The 24,864-nt window shown below is 38.1% G+C and carries 28 protein-coding genes; 12 read left to right on the forward strand and 16 right to left on the reverse strand.

The genetic code is table 11. The features are described from left to right. Window positions 1–17: 17 nt before the first annotated feature. Window positions 18–719 carry an AIM24 family protein gene (locus AC07YT_RS18450; RefSeq protein ID WP_086549110.1) on the forward strand — a complete coding sequence of 234 codons (702 nt, stop codon included), beginning with the start codon at window positions 18–20 and terminating at the stop codon, window positions 717–719. Window positions 720–1,491: 772 nt separating this feature from the next. Here the strand turns inward: AC07YT_RS18450 and AC07YT_RS18455 are convergent. The 4 genes from AC07YT_RS18455 to AC07YT_RS18470 form a co-directional block, all read right to left on the reverse strand. Then, window positions 1,492–2,349 carry an anti-sigma factor gene (locus tag AC07YT_RS18455; protein ID WP_086549111.1) on the reverse strand — a complete coding sequence of 286 codons (858 nt, stop codon included), beginning with the start codon at window positions 2,347–2,349 and terminating at the stop codon, window positions 1,492–1,494. Window positions 2,350–2,351: 2 nt separating this feature from the next. After that, a complete protein-coding gene (locus AC07YT_RS18460; RefSeq protein ID WP_057931209.1) occupies window positions 2,352–2,903 on the reverse strand; it encodes an RNA polymerase sigma factor in 552 nt (183 codons plus the stop codon). A 114-nt stretch (window positions 2,904–3,017) separates the two neighbouring features. Further along, complete coding sequence (lipA, locus tag AC07YT_RS18465; RefSeq protein ID WP_029278501.1) at window positions 3,018–3,911, reverse strand: lipoyl synthase; 894 nt, start codon at window positions 3,909–3,911, stop codon at window positions 3,018–3,020. A 143-nt stretch (window positions 3,912–4,054) separates the two neighbouring features. After that, window positions 4,055–4,486 (reverse strand): GNAT family N-acetyltransferase, encoded by a 432-nt coding sequence (locus AC07YT_RS18470; protein ID WP_086549112.1) that lies wholly within the window; start codon window positions 4,484–4,486, stop codon window positions 4,055–4,057. 361 nt (window positions 4,487–4,847) lie between these two features. Here AC07YT_RS18470 and cysS point away from each other — a divergent pair, with 361 nt between their 5' ends. From cysS to AC07YT_RS18495, 5 genes are all read left to right on the forward strand, one after another. After that, window positions 4,848–6,308 (forward strand): cysteine--tRNA ligase, encoded by a 1,461-nt coding sequence (gene cysS, locus AC07YT_RS18475; RefSeq protein ID WP_086549113.1) that lies wholly within the window; start codon window positions 4,848–4,850, stop codon window positions 6,306–6,308. Window positions 6,309–6,456: 148 nt separating this feature from the next. Next, window positions 6,457–6,843 carry an endonuclease domain-containing protein gene (locus AC07YT_RS18480; protein ID WP_086549114.1) on the forward strand — a complete coding sequence of 129 codons (387 nt, stop codon included), beginning with the start codon at window positions 6,457–6,459 and terminating at the stop codon, window positions 6,841–6,843. Between the two features lie 171 nt (window positions 6,844–7,014). Then, a complete protein-coding gene (locus AC07YT_RS18485) occupies window positions 7,015–7,995 on the forward strand; it encodes a M28 family peptidase (protein WP_086549115.1) in 981 nt (326 codons plus the stop codon). An 88-nt stretch (window positions 7,996–8,083) separates the two neighbouring features. After that, entirely contained in the window at window positions 8,084–8,941 is an 858-nt protein-coding gene (locus AC07YT_RS18490) for a nuclear transport factor 2 family protein (RefSeq protein ID WP_086549116.1), read from the forward strand. A gap of 222 nt (window positions 8,942–9,163) precedes the next feature. Next, entirely contained in the window at window positions 9,164–10,048 is an 885-nt protein-coding gene (locus AC07YT_RS18495; protein WP_086549117.1) for a glycerophosphodiester phosphodiesterase family protein, read from the forward strand. Between the two features lie 77 nt (window positions 10,049–10,125). Here AC07YT_RS18495 and AC07YT_RS18500 read toward each other — a convergent pair whose 3' ends face one another. The 9 genes from AC07YT_RS18500 to AC07YT_RS18540 form a co-directional block, all read right to left on the reverse strand. Beyond that, window positions 10,126–10,314, reverse strand: coding sequence for a hypothetical protein (locus tag AC07YT_RS18500; RefSeq protein ID WP_086549118.1), 189 nt, complete (start codon window positions 10,312–10,314; stop codon window positions 10,126–10,128). 139 nt (window positions 10,315–10,453) lie between these two features. Beyond that, window positions 10,454–10,975: a hypothetical protein gene (locus AC07YT_RS18505; protein WP_086549119.1), complete on the reverse strand. Its 522-nt coding sequence runs from the start codon at window positions 10,973–10,975 to the stop codon at window positions 10,454–10,456. A gap of 261 nt (window positions 10,976–11,236) precedes the next feature. Further along, window positions 11,237–11,740, reverse strand: coding sequence for a hypothetical protein (locus tag AC07YT_RS18510; RefSeq protein ID WP_494945454.1), 504 nt, complete (start codon window positions 11,738–11,740; stop codon window positions 11,237–11,239). Beyond that, window positions 11,737–12,324, reverse strand: a complete 588-nt coding sequence (locus AC07YT_RS18515) for a class I SAM-dependent methyltransferase (RefSeq protein WP_086549120.1) — start codon at window positions 12,322–12,324, stop codon at window positions 11,737–11,739. Before AC07YT_RS18515 ends, AC07YT_RS18510 begins: the two co-directional genes overlap by 4 nt. A gap of 10 nt (window positions 12,325–12,334) precedes the next feature. After that, on the reverse strand, window positions 12,335–12,823 hold the full coding sequence (locus tag AC07YT_RS18520) for a DinB family protein (RefSeq protein ID WP_494945455.1): 489 nt from the start codon (window positions 12,821–12,823) through the stop codon (window positions 12,335–12,337). Window positions 12,824–12,978: 155 nt separating this feature from the next. Beyond that, entirely contained in the window at window positions 12,979–13,149 is a 171-nt protein-coding gene (locus tag AC07YT_RS18525; protein ID WP_494945456.1) for a hypothetical protein, read from the reverse strand. Window positions 13,150–13,682: 533 nt separating this feature from the next. After that, window positions 13,683–14,645: an AAA family ATPase gene (locus AC07YT_RS18530; RefSeq protein ID WP_086549122.1), complete on the reverse strand. Its 963-nt coding sequence runs from the start codon at window positions 14,643–14,645 to the stop codon at window positions 13,683–13,685. A gap of 5 nt (window positions 14,646–14,650) precedes the next feature. After that, the gene (locus AC07YT_RS18535) at window positions 14,651–16,009 is read right to left on the reverse strand and encodes a peptidylprolyl isomerase (RefSeq protein ID WP_086549123.1); all 1,359 of its coding nucleotides are present in this window, start codon (window positions 16,007–16,009) and stop codon (window positions 14,651–14,653) included. 52 nt (window positions 16,010–16,061) lie between these two features. Further along, window positions 16,062–16,649 carry a hypothetical protein gene (locus AC07YT_RS18540; RefSeq protein ID WP_494945457.1) on the reverse strand — a complete coding sequence of 196 codons (588 nt, stop codon included), beginning with the start codon at window positions 16,647–16,649 and terminating at the stop codon, window positions 16,062–16,064. A 104-nt stretch (window positions 16,650–16,753) separates the two neighbouring features. Here AC07YT_RS18540 and AC07YT_RS18545 point away from each other — a divergent pair, with 104 nt between their 5' ends. Together AC07YT_RS18545 and AC07YT_RS18550 are read left to right on the forward strand one after the other, a co-directional pair. Then, the gene (locus tag AC07YT_RS18545; protein ID WP_086549125.1) at window positions 16,754–17,407 is read left to right on the forward strand and encodes a hypothetical protein; all 654 of its coding nucleotides are present in this window, start codon (window positions 16,754–16,756) and stop codon (window positions 17,405–17,407) included. Window positions 17,408–17,519: 112 nt separating this feature from the next. Next, window positions 17,520–18,098 carry a non-canonical purine NTP diphosphatase gene (locus tag AC07YT_RS18550; protein ID WP_086549126.1) on the forward strand — a complete coding sequence of 193 codons (579 nt, stop codon included), beginning with the start codon at window positions 17,520–17,522 and terminating at the stop codon, window positions 18,096–18,098. Here AC07YT_RS18550 and AC07YT_RS18555 read toward each other — a convergent pair. From AC07YT_RS18555 to AC07YT_RS18565, 3 genes are read right to left on the reverse strand one after another with little or no spacing between them, the layout of a single operon-like run. Beyond that, window positions 18,093–18,395 (reverse strand): type II toxin-antitoxin system RelE/ParE family toxin, encoded by a 303-nt coding sequence (locus tag AC07YT_RS18555; RefSeq protein ID WP_086549127.1) that lies wholly within the window; start codon window positions 18,393–18,395, stop codon window positions 18,093–18,095. The two genes, AC07YT_RS18550 and AC07YT_RS18555, sit on opposite strands and share 6 nt — an antisense overlap. Next, window positions 18,395–18,616: a hypothetical protein gene (locus AC07YT_RS18560; RefSeq protein WP_086549128.1), complete on the reverse strand. Its 222-nt coding sequence runs from the start codon at window positions 18,614–18,616 to the stop codon at window positions 18,395–18,397. Before AC07YT_RS18560 ends, AC07YT_RS18555 begins: the two co-directional genes overlap by 1 nt. 37 nt (window positions 18,617–18,653) lie before the next feature. After that, a complete protein-coding gene (locus AC07YT_RS18565; protein WP_086549129.1) occupies window positions 18,654–21,089 on the reverse strand; it encodes an OstA-like protein in 2,436 nt (811 codons plus the stop codon). Between the two features lie 65 nt (window positions 21,090–21,154). Here AC07YT_RS18565 and tilS point away from each other — a divergent pair, with 65 nt between their 5' ends. The 4 genes from tilS to bshA all read left to right on the forward strand — a co-directional run bounded on the left by tilS (window position 21,155) and on the right by bshA (window position 24,834). After that, entirely contained in the window at window positions 21,155–22,486 is a 1,332-nt protein-coding gene (gene tilS, locus AC07YT_RS18570) for a tRNA lysidine(34) synthetase TilS (RefSeq protein ID WP_086549130.1), read from the forward strand. After that, a complete protein-coding gene (locus AC07YT_RS18575) occupies window positions 22,487–22,975 on the forward strand; it encodes a hypothetical protein (RefSeq protein WP_029282618.1) in 489 nt (162 codons plus the stop codon). A gap of 173 nt (window positions 22,976–23,148) precedes the next feature. Then, window positions 23,149–23,547, forward strand: a complete 399-nt coding sequence (locus AC07YT_RS18580; protein WP_086549131.1) for a GxxExxY protein — start codon at window positions 23,149–23,151, stop codon at window positions 23,545–23,547. Between the two features lie 138 nt (window positions 23,548–23,685). After that, complete coding sequence (gene bshA / locus AC07YT_RS18585) at window positions 23,686–24,834, forward strand: N-acetyl-alpha-D-glucosaminyl L-malate synthase BshA (protein ID WP_086549132.1); 1,149 nt, start codon at window positions 23,686–23,688, stop codon at window positions 24,832–24,834. Window positions 24,835–24,864: the final 30 nt, after the last annotated feature.

Raw genomic sequence — 24,864 nt, forward strand, 5'->3', positions numbered from 1 at the left:
ACGGAAAACTAATTATTATGGCACAAAAAGAGTATACGCTGAATGAATTAATTCAGGAATCGGCAGAAAACCCAAATGAAAACGATTTTTTCGAATTAGAAAAACCCGCCATGCTGGAGGTAAATCTAAAAAATCAAAAAATATTGGCTAAAGCGGGTTCGATGGTGGCTTACATTGGAAATATAGACTTTAAAAGAGAAGGACTATTGAGCAAAGGTTTAGGCGGTTTATTAAAAAAAGCCATATCTGGTGAAGGGACTTCGCTGATGCACGCCACAGGTACAGGCAAACTATATCTGGCCGATGAAGGCAAAAAAGTAAAGATCATCAAGCTCCAAAATGAAGCCGTTTTTGTAAACGGTAATGATGTGCTGGCTTTAGAAGAGAATATCAAAAACGAAATAAAAATGCTCAAAAGCATTGCAGGTATGATGAGCGGTGGTTTATTTCAGGTTAAATTATCGGGCAGCGGTTATATTGCCATTACCACCCATGGCGAACCTATTTTGCTAAGGGTTACGGGTAATCAACCCGTGTATACCGATCCTAATGCTACGGTGGCCTGGTCTGAAAACTTAACGCCAAACATTAAAACCAATTTAACTTTTGGTTCTTTTATCGGAAGAGGCAGTGGCGAATCTTTCCAATTAGAGTTTTTTGGTGAGGGATGGGTATTGGTACAACCTTACGAAGAAGTGAAGTACGCCGCGAAATCTTAATCGCCGAATCGTCATCTCGACTGCAGTGGAGAGATCTTTGTGATAAGGTCTCTCTGCATGTGTTAATCATATATTGTGCTTCTTTCAAAGAATATTTATTCGCTTTTTTGGAAAGCACGTCCAGAAGCATTTAGGCAACGATAGTCCTGCCATCCGCTTTATCCCGACTTTACGTCGGGATGTTCGCTATTGTCAGGTTTAAATGGCGCGGCCATTCATGCTATTATGGGCTGCAGGGCGTAAAACTATTGCCTACAAAGGGCATTCTAAAGGCCAAAATCCACAGCCCATTGTTCCTAAACCCCTGCCTGCAGCAGGCAGGCGGTAGTAACGGAAATCCTTTTTATTGCTTAAAATGGATTAGACTAAACATATAGCCTGACGTATTGAATTTGCAATAAAAAGATTGGAGTGTATAACGGGACTGCAGTACCTACAGAGCCTGGAACGCTCGTTTTCAGATTAAGCTTAAATAACCTGGATAACTAGTTATTTTTCTGGAAAGCAATTGCAGAAGCATTTAGGCAATTGCCTTAAAGGCTATCCTCTTATTTGCAAGCGGCAATCGGTTTTGGTGCGGTCGTATGTGGAAGTAAAGTATGCGGCGAAATCTTAATATAGTAGCATCGTCATTCCCAACTTGATTGGGAATCGTAATGCAATAGGCTTTAAGATTCCCGCCTGCGCGGGAATGACGGTGTACTGCTTGCAAAAAAAAAATCCCAGCATTTCTCAATGTCAGGATTTAATATTTTGATTAAATAATTTCTACTTAAACACCACCCATTACGGTAAGTTTATCCATTGTTGGATTAACACTTCCGCCCATAGGCTCTATCGTAACTGCAAATGCCTGTGCTTCCTGAATGGCCTGCATTTTTACCAATGCCTCGTTATTGGTCGAATCAGTTTTGCCAAATACGCCTAAACTTACCGGTTTTCCATTTACCAAAGCCCAAAGCTGATATTGATGTGCTGCATCGGTTTTTGGTAAATCCATGGCCACGTAGTTAATCAGCACACTTTTATCTTTCTTGTTCCAGTAAACTTTCATTTTCGAGGTTGGGCTAAAAGCCTGACCAGCCATTCTGATGGTTGCCCATTCTTTACTATCGGCCATTGCAGCCATATTACCTAGGCCCTGGTTTTCAAACTCTAACTTGCTCACTACGCCAGCAAATTTTTGTTTATCCAGATTCAAACTCGCAATTTGATCATGTGCGGCATTTAACTTGTTGTAGGTAATAAACAATGCCGCGGTACTAACTACCAATAAAGCTATACAGGCAACTAAGGCGTAACGCAAAGTTCTTACTTTGGCATCACTTCCATCTAAACGTATAATTCTTGGTTCTTCTGTATAAATTGGTTCGGGTTGAACATTCACCTGCTCTCCAACTTCACTTAAACCCAACTTTTCGAATAATCTTGTTTCTACATCTGCAGATGGTTCTACAGCATTTTGCATAGCATATTGTTCCATAGCTTGCTCAATAGCAGCTATTTCATCTCTTACCTCAGGGTGTTGAGATGCCATTTCCTCAACCTGCAACGCTTCTTCAGGTGATAAATCACCTAAAACGTACAGTTCAAGTACTCCAGATTCGATATATGCTTTTAAATTTTCCACGCTCAATTAAAATTCCTTCTCAATTCAATAATAGCCAAACGGATCCGGGTTTTCACCGTACCTAATGGCAGATCTAACTTTTCTGCGGCTTCCACATGGGTGAAACCCTTGTAATAAACTAAATCAAGAACTGCTTGTAAATCCGGTTTAAGGTTGTCTACAAGTTGCTTAACTCCAAGGATATCAGGATTAAACGTAACCTTGTTTTGTTCATCAACGAAACTTACGTTATTTTCTATATCTTGGTTTTTGAGTGAATTCTTAAAATCTTTAGAACGTAGTTTATCGATTGATAAATTGCGGGCAATGTTCATCATCCACGTAAACAAACGTCCTTTGGTATTGTCATAGTGTGCAGCAGACTGCCAAATTTTTACAAAAGTTTCTTGTAGTACATCTTCAGCAAGCTCAGTGTGTGTGATAATCCGCGAAATAACGCCATAAAGCGCTGACGAATACATGCTGTACAGTGTTTTTAGAACCGCGGGATCTTTCGATTGCAGTGCTTGAACAAGTTCAGGCTCAGTTAGGGTTAATTTTTTTAATGCAGTCACTATTGGTTACTAAGATACAGTACAGAACAGTAAAAGCAAAAAAATGTTTTATAAATGCATTCCGTTAAGGAATAAATCAATAAAACATTTTAATTCACTGCTTAAATAAGTGAATTATGCAATTCCCTCAATCGGGAAAAGGTGTTTCTCTGCATGATAAGATGAACGTACCAGCGGACCACTTTCTACATATTTCAAGCCTTTTGCTAAACCAGCTTCTTTATACATGGCAAAGGTATCAGGGTGGATCCAATCTACAACCGGATGGTGGTTGCGCGTAGGTTGTAAGTACTGTCCTAAAGTTAAAATGTGAACACCATTGGCAACCAAATCGTCCATGGCTTCGAAAATATCTTCTTCGGTTTCGCCCAATCCAAGCATAATGCCTGTTTTTGTTCTTAGGCCAAATTCTGAAATTCTTTTTAGCGCTTCTAAACTTCTGTCGTATTTAGCCTGGATGCGTACTTGTTTGGTTAAACGCTTAACCGTTTCCATATTGTGCGAAACCACTTCTGGTCTTTCTTCTAATACGCGGTATAAATTATCCCACTGACCTTTAAAATCGGGGATTAAGGTTTCTAAAGTGGTAATCGGGCTTTCTCTGCGGATGGCCTGTAAGGTTTCTGCCCAGATGATTGAGCCGCCATCTTTTAAATCATCACGATCTACCGAAGTAATTACACAATGTTTAACGCCCATTAACCTTACCGAATCGGCAATTCGGTTAGGCTCATCAACATCAACCGCTAAAGGGCGGCCGGTTGCCACTGCACAGAAAGAACAGCTGCGCGTACAGATGTTTCCTAAAATCATGAATGTTGCCGTACCTGCACCCCAACATTCGCCCATATTAGGACAATTGCCACTTTCGCAAATGGTATGGAGCTTGTGTGTATCGACTAAACTGCGAACCTGTGCATATTCTTTGCCCACGGGTAATTTAACACGTAACCAATCTGGTTTACGTTTTACTTCAGTCACAGCAGGTACTACCGGTAAATCAATCATGCCACAAAGTTAATGAATAGGATTGAAATGTTACAATATTGAAATGTTTGAGGGTTGTAATAATTGATGGGTTAATTGTTTAAAATGGTTAATCGGTTAACTGTGGTTAACTTAAATAGCCGGCGCAGGCCCTTTTTAGCGGTCTAAAGGTCTGTTTCAAATGCGACCTGCCGTTTATTTTCTTTAAAGCCAACGCGTTCGTAAAACTTATGACTTTCGGTGCGTTTGGTGTTACACCTTACCTTTAGTTTTTTTACCTGATGCGCTTTCGCCCAAAGGTTAACATGCTCAATCAGTTGCTTTCCGATTTTTAAGTTTCGGTAGGTTTCATCCACAATCAGGCCGCCAATTTCGACAAACGGATCGGATTCTATTCTTAAGGTATAAAAACCGTGGATCCAGCCTGCTACTTTGTCGTCAATTAAAGCAACAAATGCACAGTTGGTATTGCTGTTATTCGCGATGAGTTTGATTCTGGCCGACGTTTGCCTGATGTCACTGTCGTAACCCAATTGTGTAGATAGTTTGGCAACACCTTCGGCATCTTTTTCCGAAATTTCTCTGATCTGAACCATTTATTGATGTTTGATAGGTAAAGCTAAAATAAGGATTTAAAATTAGCACAGGTTTTACAAGCCAAAAGCACTGCAATAACCAACCTAAACCCTATTGAAGCGGCAGCCTGAGCCCACTTCGGCGAAGCTACAGCGGAAAGAGGGGCTGCCCTAACCGATGAGCAGCAATTACCTTTTTAAATGTTAAAGAAAACTGTAAGCTGGTAACAGACTGTATTAAATCATTTAAAGGCCTTTCGACAGGCTCAGGATGACAAACTATAGGATAGTAATTGCCTTTTAAAATGTTAGCTAAAAATCATAACCGTAACATTGCAACTTTTAACGTTTTAACTTTCTAACTAAATCTTACATTTGCAATATGAATACTGGCTTACAGCTTTATAATACGCTTTCGCGCAAAAAAGAACTTTTTCAACCCTTAAATGCACCCAATGTTGGGATGTATGTTTGCGGTCCTACTGTTTATAGTGATGTGCACCTGGGGAATTGCCGCACATTTATTTCTTTCGATTTAATTTTCAGGTACCTTAAATATGCTGGTTATAAAGTGCGTTATGTACGTAATATTACCGATGCCGGCCATCTGGAAGGAGACCGGGATGAGGGTGACGATAAGTTTGCGAAACGTGCCAAATTAGAGCAGCTTGAGCCGATGGAAATTGTACAGAAGTATACTTTAGGTTTCCATGATGTATTGCGCATGTTCAACACGCTGCCGCCAAGTATCGAACCTACGGCTACGGGCCATATTATTGAGCAGATCGAAATGATCAAAATAATTATAGCCAACGGTTATGGTTATGAAGTTGATGGCAACGTATATTTTGATGTAGAAAAATATAGTAAGGAATATAATTATACCATTTTAACCAACCGCAATCTCGAAGATATGCTGAACAATACCCGCGAACTGGGTGGGCAGGATGAGAAACATGGTCGGTTAGATTTTGCGCTTTGGATAAAAGCAAAACCAGAAACCCTGATGCAATGGCAATCGCCATGGGGTATGGGCTTTCCGGGCTGGCACATTGAATGTTCGGCCATGAGTGCTAAATATTTAGGAGCCGAATTTGATATTCATGGTGGTGGAATGGATTTGGCGGCAACGCACCATACCAACGAAATTGCACAGTCTGAGGCTTGCAGCCATAAACAACCTGCCCGTTACTGGATGCATACCAATATGCTCACGGTAAACGGTACGCGGATGTCTAAATCGGCGGGAAATGGTTTTCTTCCTTTAGAGTTATTTACTGGCGATCACCCTTTACTGAAAAAAGGCTTTAGCCCGATGACGGTTAAGTTTTTCATGCTGCAGGCACATTACCGCAGTACTTTAGATTTCTCGAATGAAGCTTTGGATGCTTCGGAAAAAGGATTCCGCCGCTTAATGGCTGCTATTGGTTTGTTAGATAAATTAACTGCTGCTGAACAGAGTGATTTTGATATCGATGCACTGAAAGAAAAATGCATCCATGCGATGAACGACGATTTTAACAGTCCGATTCTAATTGCCGAATTGTTTGAAGCGGTAAGAATTATCAATACTGTTTACGATGGTAAGGCTAAAATCTCTGCAGAAGCTTTAGAAAAGTTAAAGCAATTGATTAACGATTTCGTATTCGATATATTAGGGCTTAAAGATGAAGATGCCGGCGGTAATGATTTAAACGGCGTTTTGGACATGGTAATTAATTTGAGGACGGAAGCAAAAGCAAATAAAGATTATGCAACCTCTGATCGTATCCGTATTGGTTTACAGGAGTTGGGGATCCAGCTTAAGGATGGTAAAGAAGGTACTACCTGGAGTAAGGCGTAGTTAGTACTGGAGTAAGGTGATTATAAGCCTCTTCAAAGGGCCACGGAATTAAGCGCTAGGAAAATACATTTGTGAATTTTATTTTTAAGTACAGATCCATTCCCCCTTCAAAAGGGCAAGGGGGATGAAAAATGGATAAGATACGCTTATGAACAACAACTATAATCCTAAACTAAAAACTTTTGCCAGGGCTCATCGAAATGATAGTACCAAAGCAGAGATAAGAATGTGGTGCGAATTGTTGAGGAATAAAAAAATGCTGGGATATTCTTTTTTAAGACAGCGGCCGATCGCGAATTATATTGCAGATTTTTTCTCAAAGGATTTAAAGTTGGTTATCGAGGTTGATGGACTTAGTCATGAGCGGGAAGGCCAATTTGAAAAAGATCGAGCGCGTGAAAACGTTTTGAAAGCATTGGGTTTTCAGGTGCTGAGGTTTAGAGATGATGAGGTAATGAACGATATCGAGAATGTGAATAGGACAATTCAGCATTTTATTGCAGAATGGGAGCAAGATCATACTCGGGCTCGTTGAAAGGGAAGATTTTTTCATAGGGTCATCCCCCAGCCCCCTTCAAAGGGGGAATGGACTATTTCCTAGCAATTAATTCGTCCCCCTTTGAAGGGGGCAAGGGGGATGAAATAGTAAGAATACCAATACCTAACCCATTACACTACTTCAAACAATTTTCCGTTAGATTAAACAATGAATAAAAAACTTTTAATACTGCCTTTATTCGCATTAATCGCTTTTCAGGCATGTCAGAATAAAACAAACCAAAATGCTGATGAAAGCGGGGAAAAACCACTGCTTTTAGCCTCTCCGGATTTTAATGCCGATAGTGCTTATGCCTATACCAAAGCACAGGTAGATTTTGGGCCAAGGATTCCAGGGACGCAAGCACACCAGAAATGTGCAGCTTATCTGGTGGCAAAATTAAAATCGTTCGGTGCTGAGGTAAGTATCCAGGGCGAGCGAACGCAAACTTATGATGGGAAAAGCTTTCAGCTGAAAAACATTGTTGCTGCCTTTCAGCCAGGTCAAAAGAAAAGGGTTTTAATTACGGCACATTGGGATGCCCGTCCGTTTTCTGACCAGGATACCGATCCTGCAAACCATGCTAAACCTTTCGATGCCGCCAACGATGGAGCCAGCGGGGTAGCGGTAATTTTGGAAATGGCTCGTCAGATCCAGCAAAAACAGCCAGGTGTTGGTGTCGATTTCGTGTTGTGGGATTTAGAAGATTATGGTAAAGCCAATGATGAAACACCAGACGAAACTACCTGGTGTTTAGGCTCTCAGTACTGGGCTAAAAAAGCTATTGCGTCAGGATATAAGGCTTTGTATGGCATTAACCTCGATATGGTTGGTGGCGGTAGTGCACAGTTTACGCAGGATGAAATCTCCCGTCAGGCTGCTCCAAACATTGTGAATCAGGTTTGGGATATTGGCAATGAAATTGGCTATGCTTCTTACTTTACGAAAATTCCAAGCGGAAAATTGGTGGACGATCATTTTTGGATGAACAAAGCCGGTATTCCTTCTATTGATATTATCCATTATAGTGATAACAGTGGCTTTTATATCAATTGGCACACACAGTTGGATAACTTAGCCAATATTGATAAAAATACTTTGAAGGCTACCGGACAAACGGTTTTAGAAACTATTTACAGAGAAAAATAATTAGCCTTAATGTGTAATTGTTAATTACTTTTAAGACCATAGATCAAAGAAAATTTTATATTCGCCAAACATATTATCTTAATTAATAATGAAACAATTATTTTCAACTGCAATAGCTTCGCTTTTAGCCTTAGGTGCTTTTGCCCAAAAAAGCGACGGTACAACCAAATCTTTAGTAAATGCTGAGAAGGATTTTGCTAAGTCAATTGCCAAAAATGGAGATAAAGAAGCTTTTATAGACTATTCATCAACGAGCACTTTAGTGTTCAGGCCAAATCCGGTTAATGCCAAAACTTTTTACGCGGGTAAAGCCAATGCTGAAAACGATGTAACATGGACACCAAACCTGGCCAAAGTATCACGTAGCGGCGATTTAGGTTTTACTACCGGGCCATATGAAGTTGGAACTTCAGAGAAAAAATACGGTCAATACTTATCGATCTGGAAACCAGAAAACGGCAGATGGAAATTAGCCATTGATTTAGGAACAGAAAGTAATAAACCTTTAGCTAAAGTGAGCCCACAGTTTATTGAACCGAAAGATCATGTGGCACCAAAGTTCTTAAATGAAAAAGAAATCAAGGCTGGTAAAGAAATTATCTTAACTACTGAGAAAACATTAAATACTTTGTTAAAAACACATGGAATTGCAGCGTTTGGAGGTTTTTTAACCAACGATGCACGTTTACTTTTCCCGGGCAACGAAGCCATTGACGGAAAAGGAAAAATTATTACATTCTATAACGGAATGATCAGCAAAATTAATTTGAAAACAACAGGCGTAGATAAGGCAATCGGCAGCGATTTGGCTTATACCTATGGTGTTGCAACGATTGATTACAAGGCCGATTTACGCGAAAGTTTTAACTATGTTTTCGTTTATGAAAAGGGAGCTGACGCAAGCTGGAACTTAATTGTACAAGCCTTTGTACCAGCAGAAAGATAAATAACAAATGTGAATTAAAGAGGGCTCTCCATAAAAAGAAGCCCTTTTTTTATTTCTTTACTTGCAGTTAAGGCCTAATTTAGCCCCGATTGAAACGGCATCCTTGTAGCGCAGCGGAAAGGATATAGTGGAAAGCGGGGACAAGCATTAAATAAAAGCACTGTTTTTGCGCTCCAAAAATTATTACCACAAATAAAACTATACATTTTACGTTTAAAATTCATGCATAAAAAAGTACTTCTATTATCTGCTCTCGCTTTACTGGTCTTTAACGTTTCGGCTCAAAAGAAAAAATTCGATGTACAGGGTAAAGCTGGTGCACGCGGTATTATGCCCGAAAATACCATCGAGGGTATGTTAAAAGCGATCGATTTAGGCGTAACCACTTTAGAAATGGATGCTGTGATTTCGAAAGATAAACAAGTGGTGCTTTCGCAGGAGCCCTACTTCAATAACGAGATTTCTTTACAACCCAACGGGAAGCCGATTACACTCAAAGATCAGAAGAATTATAACATCTACAAGATGGATTATGAGGAGATTAAAAAGTTTGATGTAGGCAGCAAAGTTCACAGCCGCTTTCCCGGACAGATGAAGTTTAAAGCTTACAAACCGCTGCTTTCTGAGACAATAGATTCGGTAGAGGCTTATGTTAAAGAACACAAACTCGCTAAACCTGTATATAGTATCGAAACAAAAACAATTAAAAAGGGCGACAATGAATTTCATCCGGAGCCTGCAGAATTTGTAGAGTTGATTATGGATGTTATTAATTCGAAAAAACTTGCCAAAAGAGTGATTATCGAATCGTTTGATATGCGTACGCTGCAATACCTGCACGAGAAATACCCAAAAATACAAACCTCATTATTGATTGATGAAAAAGAGCCTTTTGAGGATTATATTGAGAAATTAGGATTTAAACCAACCATTTATAGTCCTTACTCGGTTCTGGTAGGTAAAGGTTTGGTAGATCGCTGCCACGAAATGGGCATCAAAATTATCCCCTGGACGGTTAATACGGTAAAGGAGGTGAATTATTTTATGAGTCTGGGTGTAGATGGCATCATTACGGATTTTCCCAACATTATGGGCCAGCTTAAATAATGAATATAACTGGTATAAAAAAAGCGTCCTGATTTTACATTGGGACGCTTTTTTTATGCTTTATAACCGGGAAGCTCCTAGTGGTGTGCTTCTGGTTTTTCGTGCGCTGCTTCAGTTTTTTCATGGTGAGCAGATGCTTCTTCGTGGTTAAAGATTGGCCTGGTGAAATAAACAACCAATAATAAAACCAGAATCCATGCCGTTAATGGTAAAGCCCAAATGCCTTTTGTTTGCTGAACCGGTGCGTGTGAATCGTGAGCTGACATATCGAATATTTTTGATTTAAAGATTTATGCTTTGTAATTGTGCGGTAAAGATAGTAACAAAATTAAAATAACAAGGGTAATTTGGCGAATAGTATTTTAAGATCGCCCAGGCTTTAAAAAGGATAAAAGGCAGCGCCTTTTATCCCTGTAAATCGTAAATCATTGTTTTTGTGCTATTCATTTTGCTCTTGATACGGTTTTGATGCTCCAGAATCGTGCTTTGCTCATCCTGAACGGCGTTAAACAGTTCTGCTTTTTTAAAATGGTTTGCTGCTTCTGCAAAATTTTGCTGTTGCTCGGCATGCAAACCTAAACATTCGTAAATGTGCGCTTCGCAAACACCAGGTACAAGCAAAGCCTTTTCGGCAACCTGTTTTACCAGTTTATGCATTTTAAGCGTGATAACAAGTTCCAGATAGGGTTTGTAAACCTCAGGAAAATCGGCATCCAGCTCAATACAACGTTTGTAATAATAACCTGCGGTTTTATAATCTTTAAAATGGTTTTGATAAATATCGCCCAGCTGAAAATAAGCTCTTGCATAATCAGGGTCGAAAACAATAATTTCGTTAAAATACTGAAGTGCTTTGGGTAATTCGCCCCAGTGCAATTCTTCAATGGCCTGCAGATATTTTTCTTCTACAGTGGTATAAATGTCCATAACGGATATAATTAATTTTGATAAGCGGTTAAATGCCGATCAAATGCGTACTAAATTGATTTTTTAAATATGGGTTTTAGGGTATTTAAACTTAAAACCGCACTAAGGGTTGGGAAGGAAATTTAAGTCAATACCCAAGCCCTTTATGCCACAAGACGGGCTAAAGTTTAGTTGTTGGATATGTAGTTGACGTAGCATTTCTGTAAATTTTGATGCAAAGATATTTATTTCCAGCGAATTGCAAATTTTAAAATAAAATTTTTAATGGATTACATGTGCGAAATAGACGATGCAATAACTCAGTACGCAGAACAGGTTATTATAATTTAACGAATGGAAGAGATTTTCTAAACGTTGCTGTGTATCGATAATTTTGGCTGCTATTAACCAGAAAAGCAATGAAATGCCAATATCAAAAAAATCAAAATAGCCATTGGTAATGCGGAATAACTGAAACAATTCGAGTGCTACAACAAATACAAGTGGAATGAAAACACAATTAATGCGCTTTTTGAAAAGATCAAAATAAAATTCCTTTGAGGTTAAGGTGATGCAGAAAACCCATAAACCTTCAGGAAGTGAATAAATGATGTATTTGTTTAATGGCAAGCTTGCGGTAATGATGAGTTTGAGGTGCTGATAGGTTTTGAAAGAAACCAACTGAATAATCACCTGGTTCACCAGCGTTTTATCTGTCCGGTAAAACACATATATAAACAAGCTGACGATCAGCGCCAATAATATATACCAATAGTGCTTTTTCAAGATTTGGTGAAAATTAGAATTTTAAAATAGGAGAGTGGTTTTAAAGCGATTTCTTTTTCAAGTTTAAACCGATTTATCGCCTTAATATTCTCTATGTAAAATAATGATTTTAAATGAAATAAGCCAGAACCTAAATTGAATATACGATCTACATGTTTTAACCAATTGTTTGGGGTGAAGTGATTTAATATTAAGAGTTTTCCGCCTGGTTTTAAAACATGGTGGCATTGCATGAGTAAGTTTTCTGGCTGATCTGCAACAGCAATAATATGCGATAACACCACATAATCGAAGCTATCCGCCGCAAATTCGAGTTGTTCTCCATTCATCTGAAATAATTCAATTTCGCCACTTGAATTTTTTTTAGCGGCGTTGAGCATCGATGTAGAAATTTCTATGCCGGTAATTTTGTGATTTTTATAGAGCGGGAAATGCGAGCCGTTTCCCACACCGATTTCGAGCAGATTCCCATAGGGCAGTTGATTAATCTCATCGAAAAATTTTTTCTTTTGCGGTTTAAGAAAAATATCGACCAGTGGATATAAAAAAGAAAACCGGTTATAGAAATTGGTTTGAGCGCTCAAATTTTTAGTGTTAAGAATTAAATTGAATTAAAGCATTTTTAATCTGCCGCCTATGCCTTAAAATATGAACGATGGCATGCTCTAACATTTGTTCTACATCGTATTGCTGTCCCCACTTTGTATTTATCTTTTTGGTTTGATCGAACTCTTCCATGGTGATATCGGGGTTTCTGATGAAAAAGTCCTCATTATATTTAAGCGCTTCCCGAAGTCTTGAGATATAAGGAGCCACCTGATCAAACTGCAGTCGTGCTGGCCTTGTTGTTTGCAATCCGATGGCATTTTCGATATACACCGCATAACTGAACATGGCAGCGGTTACATGTGTCAAAATAGTTTGAATGGAAATACAATCGGTATTTGAACTTTCTGGCTCGATGGTTTTAATCAGTTGATGCGGGCTAATTGGTTCGATTACTGCAATAAGTTCGTCAATCGCCTTTTTATATTCATCCATCAGTGCGGCTATAGCACCGGTAAGTTTATTGGCACCCATCATAAAACAAATATAATTGTTTGGGATGAATTTTGTGTTGCGAGGCTCTTTGTCGGTCTGGATTTACAATCCGGATCTTTTGTATTTATAATCCACTAATAAAAGGATTGCAAATCCTTAGTTCATGAGTCAGAATTGAAAATCCTGACTAACAAAGTTTAAGTTAACAGATCGATTATTCCAATGTAGAGTGGTAAAGGAATCATTGCGGTAATCACAATGAATTCTTTTTTTGACCGGCCTTTACTCACCAGGGTGATGATCAAGAAAGTGACAAAGTAGATAAAAGTGAGAGATAGGATGCCTACAATCATACCAAAATCGGGCATGCCGCATCTTAGCTTTGTACTTACCGGCTGGGTATGAAAAAATATGAAAGTATATATCCAGCTAACGATATAAAGAACTAAGAATATTAATGAAATTATCCTTCGCCATATAAATGCAAGGATGGGATTTACGATTTCCATGTACCTCTTTTATTCTTAATGCCCGGAATGTAAAAAGGTAATCTTTGTTGGTCTGGATTTGCAATCCAGATCTTTTGTATTGTGGATTTATAATCCAAAATAAAAGGATTACAAATCCTTAGTTCATGGATATACTTTCTAGAGTTGACAACTTTAATAGCAAGCAGGCAAGAATTTGTCAACTCATTAATCTTTTTAACATGAGCCCAATTAATATTTTCTTTAATTTGTCCTTAAAGCATATGCAAGGCTAGGCGTTACGTCATGCTGAACTTGTTTCAGCATCTTTTTAGGCAGGCAAGACCCTGAATAAATTACCTTCGGTGAGCTCGCTAAGGCTCGGTTCAGGGTGACGATTCTGGTAGGTCGGGATTAGAAATTCCGATCAGCTATTACAATAAATCTTTAATAATTTTCTCGATCGATAAACCTTCAGCTTCGGCGCGATAGTTACGCACAATACGGTGGCGTAAAATAGGCTCAGCAACGGCTTTAACATCTTCGATATCCGGCGAGTATTTTCCACTTACTGCGGCATGGCATTTTGCACCCAGCACTAAAAACTGAGAGGCACGTGGCCCGGCACCCCAGCTGATGTATTTGTTAATGGCATCAGTTGCAAATTCACTGTTTGGACGGGTTTTAGCTGCTAATTTTACGGCATATTCTAAAACGTTATCGGTGATCGGAATATCGCGGATTAGTTTCTGGAAATATTGGATATCATCTGCATGGATAATTTTCTGCAGTTGAACGGTTTTATTGCTGGTGGTGTTTTTAACGATGTTCAATTCATCTGCAAAGGCAGGATAGTTTAATTGAATGTTGAACATGAAACGATCTAACTGAGCTTCGGGTAGGGGGTATGTTCCTTCCTGCTCAATAGGATTTTGGGTAGCCAAAACGAAAAAGGGTTTTGGTAAAATATGGGTCTGTCCAGCTGCGGTAACCGATTTCTCCTGCATAGCTTCTAACAAAGCAGCCTGGGTTTTTGGTGGGGTACGGTTAATCTCATCAGCCAGGATAATATTAGAAAAAACAGGCCCTTTTATAAATTTAAAGTGCCTGTCTTCTCCTAAAATCTCTGCGCCAATAATGTCGCTTGGCATTAAATCTGGTGTAAACTGGATCCGGTTAAAATCGAGGTCTAAAACTGAAGCTACTGTTTGTACAAGTAAAGTTTTGGCTAATCCTGGTACGCCAACCAACAGACAGTGTCCGTTACTAAAAATGGCGATTAAAACAGATTTTATGATGTCATCTTGTCCAACTACTACTTTGCTTATTTCGGCTTTAATGTTGTTGAAAGATTGATGAAGTGCATCAACAGCTTCTACTTCGTTCTTATACTGCATTGGTGTTATTTTGCGGCTGTGGTTTTAGTCCAGATTTTTAATTCATCACAGGTGTTAAATTCGTCGTCGATTTTAATGTAAGTGCTTTCGCGACGTTTTTCAAACCATTCGCTTAAAGTACGATTAATTTTATCACTTTGTGCGGCATCTCTGATTTTTGGGAAATCTTGCGCTAAGTTTGCTTTATGCGGAGGTATTTTAGATTTTAAATATAAAATGCGGTAACCTTGTTTTCCATCAGCTGCAGTAAATAAATCTGGTTTAGAAATACCGCCAATTTTCATGCTGTCGATTACCAAAAATACTGAAGGATCTAATTTATCAACCGGAATAAAGGTACTTCTTGCCTGAACGTTTTCGGCATTAAGCATCATACCACCATTGTATTTACTCTCTTTATTATCAGAATAAAGATTTGCAGCAGCAGCGAAACTTAATTTTTTACCAATAATGTTGTTGTAAATACTATCTGCATGCAATTTTAAACGGGTTAAACTTTCAGGTGTAGTTTTAGGCATAATTAAAATATGTCTAACGTGTACCTGCTCACCTCTACGCTCTAAAACCTGTAAAAAGTGGAAACCATAATCTGTTTCGAACACAGGCGAAATTTCTCCTGCTTTTAACTTAAATGCCCAGGCCGTAAATTCTTTAACCATGGTGTTTCTGTCGATAAAACCATAATCACCACCATCGGCAGCAGAACCCGGATCTTCAGAATAAGTTTTTGCTAAAACACCCATATCCTCACCACTTTTAACCCTTAAACGAAGGGCTTCAATTTTATCGCGGAATTTCTGTTTTTCTGCTCTGGTTAACTGTGGGTTTAAAATCACCTCACCAACTTCAACCTCAGTATTAAATTCAGGGATGCTATCACCTAAAGATTTGAAATATTTTTCAACCTCCATTGGCGTAACATTGATGTTTTCGGTGATTTTTTGCTGCATTTTCTGTGCAATCAACTCATCTTTTACTGATGGCCTGATTTCATCTTTGTATTGCAGAACCGATTTGTTTAAGAATTGCTCTAAACGCTCTTGTCCACCGGCACGTTGCATACTGTAACGCATACGCTTGTTTACCTCATCATCAACAGCACCATCTTCTACCATTACCGAATCGATTTCGGCTTGTTGTTTAAGCAGTTTCTGGGTTAAGGTTTGTTGTAATATTTTGCACTTAATATCATTATTGGGCTGGTTTCCCTGATAAAGATATTGCGTGTATTGTTGGTTTAAATCTGATAGCAGGATAATATTATTTCCTACAACAGCAGCAACTTTATCTACAGTGTGCTTTTGTGCGAAACTGTTTAGAAACAGGCAAATTAAAGCGGTTGCTACTAAAAAAACTTTCTTCATTCTATTTGTTATATTTTGCAAATTTAATACTTATGGTCAAAAAAAATCAGGCTTATAACCTGGCCAGCTTTTTCAGCTCGTTTTCATTGATTTTGATCTGATATTTTTGTTTCAGGCCTTTTAGCCATTTTTCCTCTAAACTCAGTTGGTAATCGGCAATTACCTCTCCTCTAACTTCGCTTAAAGGTTTATTGTAATTTTGTTGGTTTTTGCTGTAAAATTCATTTATCGCCTGTTCGTCTTCCTGTGCCTTGTTCCATATTTTTTGTTCAGAAACATTAAACATCAAAACCCCTTCACGGTATTCATTCAATAAGAAATCGTGATCTTTGCTACTCACCCCAACTTTTTTATGTGTGGCCAGTGCATCTTCATAGGTTTTAATTTCTTCCTGGTAACTGGCATTTTTATCCAATCCCATCTCCCGGGCATCTAAAACTTTAAGCTTAAAATTTATGTACAAGTTTAAATAGGCTTGTAAAGTATCGTAGGCCGCACTAACGCTGCCGTTATGGCTTTTTTTGTATGCCCACATAAATTCTTTGGCACTTATTGTTTTACCATTTACCACAGCAACGTTTTGTGCAAACGAAATGCTATAAATAAAGCTGAAAATAAATAAGCAGTAAGCTTTCCTCACGCAGAGCACTCTATAAATTTTAAGGGATAAAAGTAACAATTAGCGACGCTATTATAAGATATTTAACTAATTTTAACAGAAATTATTATCCAACAAAAATACGAATGGAAAACCAGGTTACCAACAATGCGAATGCTTTACGTTTATTTTTTACCGAAGAGGTTTTCCTGGTAAAGGATGAAAGCGTAGAAATTCTGCCTTTACGTAATCCAGAGCCAGTTTTGGCTGTCGAAAATGTTTCCCTTAATGAAGTAAAAGAACCAGTTTTAAAACCGGAAATAACACAAATTCCTGGGATTAATGCTACAAATGTGCCAAAAGTTTATCCGCAAGCGCCTGAAATTCCGCATATTGTGGCCGAACCAGCACCCGAAAAAACGTTTAAATTTTTAGGTGGAAATAAAAAATCGGTACTGATTTTGGTGAATGATAACCAGAACGATGTAAGTACCGAACAGGGTAGGGAACTGCTGCGGAAAATTGTAAAGGCGGTAGATTTGGGTACACCGGATTTTGCCATTTTAAACTATGCAAATTACAGTGGAACTGATTATGCAGAACTGCACCGGTTTTTTAAACCAGCCATTATGTTATCTTTTGGCGTAGCGATTGCAGATTTGAGACTAAACCTTACCTGGCAGAATGAAATCATCATTCATGAAACAACTAAAATAGTTTTCGCCCCTAATCTCCATCAGCTGGATAGTGATTTAACGGCTAAAAAAACGCTTTGGGGCCACCTCCAGAAAATTAAATAAGTCTGTAACAACGTAACGCCCGATCTTTCAAACCTACACCCTACACCCTACACCCTACACCCTACACCCTACACCCTACACCCTACACCTTAAACCTTTTACCCTTGTTACAATGAAAAAACTTGTATTTGCCACTAATAATCAACATAAAACCGAAGAAATACGCTCAGCGCTTGAAGGTAAATATGAAGTGTTAAATCTGGAAGATATTGGTTGTTTGGTTGATATCCCCGAGACGGCTGATACCTTTAAAGGAAATGCAACCTTAAAGAGCAGTTATGTGGTTGAACATTTTGGTTTAGATTGCTTTGCCGACGACAGTGGTTTAGAGGTTGATGCCTTGAATAACGAACCCGGCGTTTATTCTGCCCGATATTCGGGAAGCCGCGATAGTTTAGAAAATATTCAATTGGTTTTGGCTAAGCTTGAGGGAAACTCCAACAGAAAAGCGAGGTTTAAAACGGTAATCTCTTTAATGCAGGATGGTAAAAACCATATTTTTGAAGGTTTAATTGAGGGGACCATCAGAACAGCATTATCCGGTTCAAAAGGTTTTGGTTATGATCCTATTTTTCAGCCGGATGGTTATGATATTACCTTTGCTGAAATGGACATGGCCGAGAAGAATAAAATCAGCCACCGTGCCATTGCACTTAAAAAGATGATGAATTTTTTGAAGGAAGAGTTATAGAAATCTTTTTTTCTTCTTGCTGCTTTGCCGATTGTCTATAAAAGTTACGATTTCTAAAGTGTTGCTTTTTGGTTTAATTCGGTACACAACTGATATGTGTGGGATGATAAAACCTATATGTGTATTCTTTGTTTTATAGGTTTTTCTAGAAATTAATGGTTCCTCAGACAGGGTATCGAGATAGGCAAATACCCTTATAATAAATTTTTTTACTTCTACTTCTGTCCAATTTTCTTTTAGATAATCAATATTTTTTTGGAAAGTTTCGCCAGCTTTTTTAGACCAAATAATATCCATTAAACACTAAACCTTTTTTTAGCCTCTTCATGGCTAAAACTTTCACCCCGATCTAGTTGGTTTATTCCTTCCAGGACATCATCTTGTTGGCTGCTGTTTAATCCATCAAACCAATCAAAATCTCTTGCAGTAATCAGTGATTTAATATCTCTGATTAAACTTTCATCATCAGAATTAATGATCTGTTGAAGTACACTTAGTTTTTCTGATTGTAAATCCATGAATAAATTTAGCCATTAATTTAGTGAATAGCAAAAACTACATTTTACCAGCCACCTTTTTCACCTGAACAGAATCTTTTTTCGTTTGAACTGAATCCTTTTTTGGTAAAATAGGTTTGATGCCAAAATTGGCCGTATCTGCCGGTTTAGCTTGTGGCAATTTCTTATCCACGTTTAAACTGTCTTTTCCCAAGGTGATTTTCGGTTTAACCGCAGGTGCTGTTGTTGATGGTTTAGTTGCCGGATTTGTCGTTTTAGTGCCAGCTACGGTTTTACCCGCAACTGCCTTTGCCTTTACTTTGGGCTTTGCTTTGCCCGAAGAGCCAATGGCATCTTTCTTCGATTTTGGACGTTCGGTAGGTTTCCACGAAAAACCTTTTAATACATGATCTTTTGCAATCGTGTTTTCTGGATTTAAGGCTCCTTCTATTCCCTTGATATAAACAATTTCCTCAATGGCATTTTCCTTATCCTTAAAGATGAACTTTATCCTGCTACTCAAGGTTTGGTTCATTTCTTTATACACCTTTGTGCTATCATCCTGGGTATAATAAATACTTTCGGCGTTGCCATCCACATAGAGGTTCTTAAATTTCCCATTCGTAAAGAAGCCCGTCATTAACCTTCCTTTTATTTGGTTAAACCTTAACGAATCTTTTGGTGTATTAACTAAAAATGCATTTCTAAATGCCTGTAGATTATTCAGTTTTTTATTCTTGAACTGCACAAATATAGTGTCGCCAACCTGTTGAGAGCCTTCCGACCAGATGATCGGATTACTATAGCAACGTAAAGTAGAATCGGCACTGGTATAAAACAGACTATCGGTTTTCGCTTGTATGTTCGTTTTAAAAATCTTAACGCCGTGGTAAGCCTTGATAATACGGGTTTGAACGGTATCTGCCGGATTAAACTTGGCGGTATCAGTCTTTGCACCGGTTTTTAAATTTCCCAGAACTTTGGTTAAACTGTCTTTGGCGCCCGATTTTGTTATTTTCTTTTGCAGACTATCAATTTTCGTTTTTGAAATATCCTTTACAATTGGAGCAGCCTTATCGGTGATTTTCTTTTGCAGACTATCGACTTTAGTTTTCGATACATCTTTTACTATCGAATTGGCTTTTTCAGCCAGCTTTTTCAGGCTATCCGTTTTAATTTTAGGCAGGTTTTTGATAATGGAATCGGCTTTGTTCTTTAGAAGATTATTTTTCTGCAAACTATCAGGGTTAAGCCCGGGCAGATCTTTGCCAAGCGAATCTACTTTCGATTTTAAGCTGTCAATACTTTTATCCTTCAGGTTTAACGGATCTTCTGTCGTAGCATCACCCTTATTCTTTTTCTTCCTGTCAGCTCTGCTTATTTTTGTGGTATTGCGTTTATTCCTATCTTCTTTTGGAATACTCTGACTTTCTGGTTTCTCCTTTGCTTCAGTTTTTTCTTTTTTCTCGCCAGTTTCTTCATCATCCTCTCCAACCTGGTTATCTGCTTTGATGGAAATTTTGGGCACTAATTTTAAGGTTTTTTGCAATACCATCTGGGTTTCTAAGGTATCGGCGCCCAACCATAAACTGTCCGGTCTTTTTTTATTTTTCACCATTACCGAATCTTCGGTACCTATTCCTAAATAGGCATTTCGGGTAACCAAAGTCCGCTGATCTAGTTTATAGTAATAACCCAAATCGCCGAACATTTTCATTTTATCTTTCGTATCCGAAAAAACAATGTTTTTTACAGCTTTGCCAATGCCTTTCTTCCCGTAATAATACAAACTATCGCCTTTTAAAGATCTTGTACCTTGTGTATAAAGATTTTTCTTGCCAAAAAAGGCATCTTCTGTCATGGTGTTATACTGACCATTTTCGGTGTAAAGGTTATCGTCCTTTCCTTTGATGTTGGTTGGCCCGTAAAAAAAAGTCCATTTACTTTGTGTATTGTAGCTCATGGTATCCGATTTTATAGTCGACTGTGGTGTAACCACAACTACATCATATTTAAAATAGGCATCGTTTGAGTTGCTAAAATAATAGCCGTTTTTACTGGTCAGTGTAACTTCCTTATTTACAATTTTACCTCCGCTGGTGTAAGTTCCGATCTTGCTGAGGGTGTTATAATCTAAAATATTGGTGGTTAAAATCGATGTTGGATCGATCATTTTTACATTTCCGGTTAAATGCGCATGTTTTTTGTTTCCATCATACTCCAGTTGATCAGAATAAATATCAGTGGTAAGCTGGTTGATATGTACATTTTTAAAAGCTTCGAAATAGTTCCGTTCACTATAAAATACAGCGCTATCACAGGTTAAAGTTGCGTTGTCCTGTTGGAAAACCGGGTTACGCAAGTAGCTGATTTTTTTCTTGGTATCTCCGGTTATTTTGGAAAATGAAACGATTTTAATCTTCGAAGCGGGTTGCTGACCGAATAAAAATACCGGACTGATTAGCAGGAATAAAAAGACAAATAGTTTTTGCACACTACAAAGTTAGTTTTTTGTTCCGAACGTTCGGAATACCAGTTAAAATTAAATATTTTTGATGGATGTTACCCGTAAAACAATTTCAGGATTTTATTGAACAGCAACAGCTGTTTGTTCGGGCTAACAGGATTCTTTTGGCCGTAAGCGGAGGAAAAGATTCGGTATTAATGTTGCATTTGTTTAAAGCAATAGGCATTGATATTGGTGTGGCACATTGTAATTTTAATTTAAGGGCTGATGAAGCACAACGTGATGAAAGTTTTGTTGCGCTGTTAGCCAAAAATTTGGGATTACCTTTCTATGTAACGCATTTTGACACCAAAAAATATGCGGCCGAAAATAAAATTTCTACCCAGATGGCAGCACGCGATTTGCGTTATCACTGGTTTGAGGAAATCAGGCGTAAAGAGGGCTACGATTATATTGCGCTGGCCCAACACCAGAACGATGCGGTTGAAACCGTACTGATTAACCTTACGCGTGGTACCGGGATAAGTGGATTGCATGGCATTTTGCCAAAACGTGATTTATTGATCAGGCCTTTATTGTTTTTAAACCGACAACAAATTGATGAAATGGTACGGGCAAATCACCTCGATTTTGTAGAAGACAGTTCGAACGCCAGTACAAATTATACACGGAATAAAATCAGATTACAGGTTGTACCGCACTTGCAGGAAATTAACCCAAATCTCGAAAAAACATTTGCAGAGAACATTGCTCGTTTTGCAGAAATTGAGACTTTTTTAAATATACAGGTTCAAAAGCTTGAAAGTAAAATTTTAAATAAACGGACTGATGGAATTTATATTCCTCTAGAAGAGGTTTCGAAATTGAACCCACAAAAACTGTTGCTTTACGAGCTACTTAAGCCTTTTAATTTTGGTGAAAATGTGGTGCAGGAAATTTTAGACAGTTTAAAGGCTTTAAGTGGCACCCATTTTTTTAGCAGCACACATCAAGCCATCATCAACAGGAGTGATCTGGTTATTGTTGAAAAAAATACATCGGTTACGGCGAATCAGTTTATCCATCCAACAACAGAAAACATTGCTTTTGCCAATGATGAAATTTCATTGAAGTTTACAGAAGAATTGAAATTCGAAACGAATTTGAACAAAGCTTTTGTTAATGCCGATAAATTAATTTTTCCATTGGTGCTGAGGAATTGGCAAAACGGAGATAAGTTTATCCCATTGGGTATGCGAAACCCCAAAAAAGTGAGCGATTATTTTATCGACGAGAAAGTTCCCCTACATTTGAAAAGCGTTACACCCATTTTGGTTAACGGAAATGGCGAAATTGTCTGGATTGCGGGTATGCGCCAGGATAACCGATATAAATTAACTACTGCAACAAAAAAAGTTGCTATATTCGAACTCAAAATTAAATAAGTGGAAAGCAAATACGCCTATATCGAAAAACAATACATCGGCCGTGATTATGTTCGTATTTTCATTAGGCTGATTATGGCTGCATTTTGTTTTGCCGCCTACGTTTATGAGCGCGATCGCGACAATACGCAAGACCTATTCCTCGTGGTAGGTTTTGGGATTATCGGCGTTTCTATGCTTTTGCTTTTCCTGATTCAGTACAAAATTGTGGTCGATAATGGCAGCATGATCCTGGATGGCCTTTGGACAACCAAGCGCGTTAAGATTGATCTGAACAGCATTGTTGATGTGCGTAAGGCAACCTATAGTCGTTATTTTTTCAATAATCCGGTTTATAACCTGCATACAAAAGGTACAATCCGCTTTTATTCGTCGGGTAAGGATGCGGTTGTTTTAACCGATCGCGATGGTCTGGAATATTTTATCGGTACCCAAAGACCTAACGAACTTTTCCTTGTGATAAAAGAGGAAATGAGAAACCTAAAATAATTATTTAGGCAGAAATTTCCTCAATTTTCCTCATCTTATATTCTAGTGATTTCTATGTTACCTGTTATTAAAGGTTACATGAGGTTTTTTGATTTGGCATTTTAATTGAAAGTTCGCTGATGTAATGGAGGATGTTTTAGCCGCAGATTCGCAGATTAAATAAACTTATATTTATGGGAGATTCATATAGTGATATTGATTATCCTTTTCAGGAAGAATGTTATTTGTTAATTGGAATTACGATGGAAATACATCGTATTTTGGGGAAAGGGTTTTCAGAAATTGTCTACAAAGATGCGCTAGAATTCGAACTTAGGAATAGAAATATCAAGTACGAAAGAGAGAAAGAATTTTCTGTAAATTACAAAGGAACTATACTTAAACATAAATTTTATGCTGATTTTGTTGTCGATGATAAAGTTATTATCGAGGTGAAATCTAAATCTGAGTTGATAAATGAACATTATGCGCAAGTTTTGAATTATCTCGCTATATCAAAACTAGGAATAGGTTTGTTAATTAATTTTAATGAAAAATCTTTGCAGTACAAAAGAATCATTAGAAGCTATTAAGCTTCAATTTTCGAATTGAAATTAATCTGCTAATCTGCGGCAATTGTTCTCGAAAAGCTATCTGTTTTTATTGCAATAAGCCGACACGCAATATAGATTAAAATCGGGTACATTTGCGGTAACAACAATACATGTACAATGAAGATAGGAATTGTTTGCTACCCCACTTTTGGCGGTAGTGGAGTAGTTGCAACAGAACTTGGTAAGGCACTTGCTAACGAGGGTCATCAGGTTCACTTTATCACATATAGTCAGCCTGCCAGGCTGGATTTCTTTTCGGCTAATCTGTTTTATCATGAAGTTTCGGTAAGAGATTATCCACTCTTCGATTATGCCCCTTACGAATCGGCTTTGGCCAGTAAACTGGTAGATGTTGTCCGTTTCGAACAGCTTGATGTGTTACATGTTCATTACGCTATTCCACATGCTTCTGCAGCGTTTATGGCGAAGCAGATTCTGGCCAGCTATGGTATCAATATCCCTGTGGTAACTACTTTGCACGGTACCGATATTACTTTGGTAGGTAAAGATCCAACTTATAAACCTGTGGTTACCTTTTCTATTAATCAAAGCGATGGCGTAACTACAGTGTCGGAAGATTTAAAAGAAGATACCTATAACCATTTCGAGATTACAAAAGAAATTAAGGTAATCCCAAATTTTATAGATTTTTCGCGATTCAGTTTACAGGCAAAAGGGCATTTCAAAAAAGCAATTGCGCCGAATAACGAACGTATTTTAATTCACACCAGTAATTTCAGGAAAGTGAAACGTACCGCTGATGTGATCCGGATTTTCGAAAAAGTACAGGCTGTAATTCCTTCCAAATTGTTAATGGTAGGTGATGGACCTGAACGTGCTTACGATGAGCAATTATGCCGGTCATTGAATATTTGCGAAAATGTAAGGTTTTTAGGTAAGCAGGATGCGGTAGAAGAAATCCTATCGGTTTCAGATCTCTTCTTAATGCCGTCAGAATCTGAAAGCTTCGGTTTAGCAGCATTAGAAGCAATGGCCTGTAAAGTGCCTGCAATTACCACCAATGCCGGCGGTTTACCCGAGCTTAACGTTGATGGTTTTTGTGGCTACATGAGCAACGTTGGAGATGTAGACGCGATGGCCGCCCATGCCATTGAAATATTAAAAGATGATGAAACCCTGAATCGTTTCAAAGAAAATGCTTTTGCAAGGGCACAAGATTTTGACCTGAAAAAGATCCTCCCGGTTTATGTTAATTATTATAAGGAAGTAATCGAAAATTCGTTACAAGCTAAATATCAAAATTAGGCTTAAAATCAAGGGTTAGAAAAAAATTAT

It is taken from the genome of Pedobacter sp. GW460-11-11-14-TSB4 (assembly GCF_059423705.1).